Raw genomic sequence first — 4452 nt, forward strand, 5'->3', positions numbered from 1 at the left:
GAACTCTCGGGTACCACCGTCACGTGGGCTACCGCGGTCGACCAGCGCCTCGAGATGTCGGCCCGCGGCTCGGCGACTCCTGCAGGCCCGCCCATCCTGCTGATCGTCGGTATCGGCCTGGTCGTGCTGCTCGTCATCGCGGCCGTGGTCGCTGTGCTGCTGTTCGTGCGTTCGCAGGCGAAGAAGAAGGCGGCGGTTGCGGGCTCCGAAACCGCCCCGACCGTCCCGATCGTCGAGGCGCCCGCCGTCGAAGTGCCCGCCGTCGAGCCGCCCGCCACGCCCGACGCCCCAGAGGAGAAGCCCAGCGCACCGCGCGCGCCGAACACGCCGCCTACCCCCGAGGTCTGACCCTCGAGAACGACCACGCGAACGCGTCGGCACTCAGGAGTCGGCGCGTTCCTTCGTTGCGGCACGCTTGGCGCGTTCCTCGACCTCGACCTGAGCGGCGACCTCGCGCTCGGCGCGGTCGGAGCGGAAGATCGCGCGGAACACGAACCAGAACAGCAGGCCGAACAGAAGGGTCGGCACGAGCGAGAAGATCGCGTTGCCCCAGAAGTCATCAGGCATGCATCCAGGCTAACCGGTGAACTATCGCGCGACGACCCAGGCGATCGCGATCGTGCCGACGATGACCGCGAGCCCGATGAGCATCACGAGCCGCGAACTGCGACGGTCCATCAGCCCTTGGCGATGATGCCGACGATGCCGCTGATGAGCAGGAAGAGTCCGATGCCGCCGACCGCAATCCATACCGTGATGCGGGCTGGGGAAATCTGCGGCTTCTCACCGGGGGTTCGGGGCGTGTTCTGGCTCACGAACGCACCCTAACAGTCACCGCTCGGCGCACCACGACGCTCAGCAGCAGCACCGAGAAGAGCCCCGCGATCAGGATCGACACCAGGCCGACGCCGCCCGGGCCCCCGGATACGACCGTCGGCGCCAGGGGCGCTTGCTCGATGACGTAGTCGTCCAGCGCGAGCGTCTCGAGTTGCAGCCCGCCGCCCTCGCCAGGCAAGTCGACCGTGACCTCGCGGACATCCGACCACGAACCCGGCTCGCCGGCGGCATCGCGAGCCCGCACCTGCCAGTAGTACGTGCCCTCCGGAAGGCCGTTGACCACGAGCACAGGCGTCACCGTCAGCAGGGTGGTGGTCGAGGGGGCATCGACGAGCGCCCCTTTGGGATCGACCCTGCCGTCGAGACCGCTCCGCAGTTCATACCCCGTGGCGTCGCGCGGCTCAGTCCAGACGAACTCGAGGTCGCCGACGTCGAACAGGGCCCCGTCGACCGGGCTGACGGGAACCGTTATCGGGCCGTCCGATGCGCGCGCGGGAGCCGGAATTGAGGCGGATCCGACGCCGACGAGGACGGCAAGCGTGATCATGACGGGGATACGCCGGGCCGGGAGCTTCGGCACGGGGGTTTCCTTCTGCGGGGGCTCAAAGGACTTCGGGGGTTCTCAAAGGCTACTCAAGGCCCCGCAACGTCACCACCGCCAGTTCGGGGGTGGACCCCTACTTCACCAACGGGAAGAGGATCGTCTCGCGGATGCCGAGGCCGGTGATCGCCATCAGCAGGCGGTCGATTCCCATCCCCATTCCGCCCATCGGCGGCATCCCGTGCTCCATCGCGCGCAGGAACTCCTCGTCGAGCCGCATCGCCTCGACGTCGCCGCGCGCGCCCTGCTTGGCCTGTTCGACGAATCGTTCGCGCTGGATGACCGGGTCGACCAGTTCGGAGTAGCCGGTCGCGAGTTCGAAACCGCGCACGTAGAGGTCCCACTTCTCGACGACGCCCGGAATCGTCCGGTGGTCGCGCACCAGCGGTGAGGTGTCGACGGGGAAGTCCATCACGAACGTCGGCGCCGAGAGGCCGGGCTTCACGAAGTGCTCCCAGAGTTCTTCGACGAGCTTCCCGTGAGTGGGGAGGTTGACCTCGACACCAACGGTGGCGGCCAGCTTCTCGAGCTCGGGCACCGTCGACTGCGGGGTGACCTCGACCCCCGCCGCTTCGCTCAGCGACGCGTACATCGGCAGTCGTGCCCAGTCGCCGCCGAGGTCGAACTCGGTGCCGTCGGCCCAGGTCACGGTCGTCGACCCGGCGACAGCTCGCGCGGCGTTCTGGATGAGCTCCTGCGTGAGGTCGGCGATCGAGCTGTAGTCGCCGTACGCCTGGTAGGCCTCGAGCATCGCGAATTCGGGGCTGTGGGTCGAGTCGGCACCCTCGTTGCGGAAGTTGCGGTTGATCTCGAATACCCGCTCGAGCCCGCCGACGACGGCGCGCTTGAGAAACAGCTCGGGCGCGATGCGCAGGAAGAGTTCGGTATCGAACGCGTTGCTGTGGGTGACGAACGGCCGGGCGGATGCTCCGCCGTGGATCGTCTGCAACATGGGCGTCTCGACCTCGAGGAAGTCCTGCCCGGCAAACGTCGCCCGCAGGCTTGCGACCGCGGTCGCGCGGGCCTTCACCGTTGCTCGAGCCTGCTCGCGCGTAATGAGGTCGAGGTAGCGCTGCCGCATCCGGGTCTCGTCGGAGAGTTCGGAATGCAGGTTCGGCAGGGGCATGAGCGCTTTGGCGGCGATCTTCCAGTCGGCGACGAGGATGCTGAGCTCCCCCCGTCGCGACGAGATCACTTCGCCCGAGACGAAGACGAAATCGCCGAGGTCGACGAGATCCTTCCAGCGCTCGAGCGAAGGCTCACCTACTTCGGCGAGCGAAACCATCGCCTGGATGCGCGACCCGTCGCCCGCCTGCAACGCCGCGAAACACAGCTTTCCCGTGTTGCGCAGATGCACCACGCGCCCGGCGACCCCGACAACCTCCCCGGTCTGGGCGTCGACCTCGAGGTCGGGAAACTTCGCCCGCACGTCGGCGATCGTCGACGTGATCGGTACGGAAACGGGATACGCACCCTCGCCGGCCGTTTCGGCATCCTGAATCAGGCGTTCGCGCTTCGCGAGCCGGACAGCCTTCTGCTCGGCGATGTCCTCGATTTCCGGCGTCTCGTCAGTCACAGCGAAAGCTCAATTCAGGTAGAGGGAGTCGTTGTCGATGAGGCGAGCCGGGCCGACCTGCGCGGCGATCAACACCCGTGCAAGCCCCCGGTGGCTGTCGTCGACGGGGAGGAACGTCTTCGGATTGACGACCTTGAGATAGTCAAGGGTGACCAGCTTCTCATCCATCAGCACCGACTGCGCCGCAGCCAACACGGTGTCGATGCCGCGGTCGCTCGCCGACTGCGCGGCTTCGAGAGCGCGACTGAGCGCCCGGGCGGCCTTGCGCTCGTTCGGCCCGAGGTAGCGGTTACGGCTCGACATCGCGACTCCGTCGGCTTCGCGCACCGTCTCGATGACTTCGACCTCGACCGCGATGTTCAGGTCGCGCACCATTCGCTGCACGAGGAACAACTGCTGCGCATCCTTCTGTCCGAAGGTCACGACGTTCGGCTGCACGATCTGCAGCAGCTTCGCCACGACGGTCAGCACTCCGTCAAAGTGGCCGGGGCGCGAGCGGCCTTCGAGAAGCGACGCCACCTGGCCGCCGGTGACCTTCACCTGAGTACCACCGTCCGGGTACATCTCGGCGGCGGTCGGCGCGAACACGTACTCGACGCCGTGCGGAGCCAACAGAGCGAGATCGCCGTCGAGGTCGCGCGGATACTTCGCGAGGTCTTCGTTCGCTCCAAATTGCAGGGGGTTGACGAAGATCGACACGACGACGACATCCGCCAGTTCGCGCGCCCGCTCGACGTGGGCGAGGTGGCCCTGGTGCAGTGCGCCGAGGGTGGGAACGAGAGCGACGGTCTTGCCGGCCGACCGCGCCGACGCGAGCTCCGACCGGATTCCGGCGATCGCCTCAACGACGACGGGACTGCTCACGATTCCGGTGCCTCCGCGTCGATCGTAGCGGCGCCGACAACGCCCGCCGCGCCGAGCGCGTTCTCGACGGCCGACCGCACGAGCGGGCCGAGCACGCTGCCCGGGCGATCGACACCGATCGCGGCGAGGGTGCCGGCGGCCTGCGCGACGATCGCCCCCGAGAACTCCCTAGCGGCCGCGATCGCGTCGGCATAGGCCGCCCGATCAGCTTCGGCGATCACGATCGGCTCTGCCCCCATCTCCACGACCAGGGCCTGACCGATCGGCAACACGGGCGTCGGCGCCGTCACGGCGCACCACGATTCGCGTAGGCGTACGAGGTCGAGGCTCGTGCCAGTGAACGCCATCGCCGGATGCAGGGCGATCGGGATGACTCCGGCCGCCGTCGCCGGGGCGAGCACACCGATCCCGAACTCAGCGGCCGTGTGCACGACCAGCTGCCCGGGCTGCCATGCTCCCGTCGCCGCGAGCCCCGCAACGAGATCCGCGAGTTCGGCGGCCGGAACGGCGAGCAGCACGAGTTCGGCCCGCTCGACCACTTCAGGAACGGTGAGCACCGGAACGTTCGGCAGCA

6 protein-coding genes and 1 pseudogene are annotated in these 4452 nt (G+C 68.0%); 1 reads left to right on the top strand and 6 read right to left on the bottom strand.

All coding sequences use genetic code 11. The features are described from left to right. Positions 1–348 (top strand): annotated as a pseudogene (locus RMO30_RS07770) (hypothetical protein); the annotation flags it as partial. A 33-nt stretch (positions 349–381) separates the two neighbouring features. On the opposite strand, the gene RMO30_RS07775 reads toward RMO30_RS07770, so the two are convergent. The 6 genes from RMO30_RS07775 to RMO30_RS07800 form a co-directional block, all read right to left on the bottom strand. Next, complete coding sequence (locus RMO30_RS07775; RefSeq protein WP_309711583.1) at positions 382–567, bottom strand: hypothetical protein; 186 nt, start codon at positions 565–567, stop codon at positions 382–384. Between the two features lie 110 nt (positions 568–677). After that, positions 678–815: a hypothetical protein gene (locus RMO30_RS07780; RefSeq protein WP_309711586.1), complete on the bottom strand. Its 138-nt coding sequence runs from the start codon at positions 813–815 to the stop codon at positions 678–680. Beyond that, complete coding sequence (locus RMO30_RS07785) at positions 812–1417, bottom strand: hypothetical protein (protein WP_309711589.1); 606 nt, start codon at positions 1415–1417, stop codon at positions 812–814. The genes RMO30_RS07780 and RMO30_RS07785 overlap by 4 nt, the downstream gene beginning before the upstream one ends. A gap of 97 nt (positions 1418–1514) precedes the next feature. Then, positions 1515–3014 carry a lysine--tRNA ligase gene (gene lysS, locus RMO30_RS07790; protein WP_309711591.1) on the bottom strand — a complete coding sequence of 500 codons (1500 nt, stop codon included), beginning with the start codon at positions 3012–3014 and terminating at the stop codon, positions 1515–1517. A 9-nt stretch (positions 3015–3023) separates the two neighbouring features. Next, positions 3024–3878 (bottom strand): pantoate--beta-alanine ligase, encoded by an 855-nt coding sequence (panC, locus tag RMO30_RS07795; protein WP_309711594.1) that lies wholly within the window; start codon positions 3876–3878, stop codon positions 3024–3026. Further along, positions 3875–4452 (bottom strand): DUF2520 domain-containing protein (locus RMO30_RS07800; RefSeq protein WP_309711597.1); only part of this gene is annotated, 578 nt, incomplete at its 5' end. The genes panC and RMO30_RS07800, both read right to left, overlap by 4 nt.

The sequence above is a fragment of the Pseudolysinimonas sp. genome, assembly GCF_031389465.1.
In the GTDB taxonomy this organism is placed as follows: domain Bacteria; phylum Actinomycetota; class Actinomycetes; order Actinomycetales; family Microbacteriaceae; genus Pseudolysinimonas_A.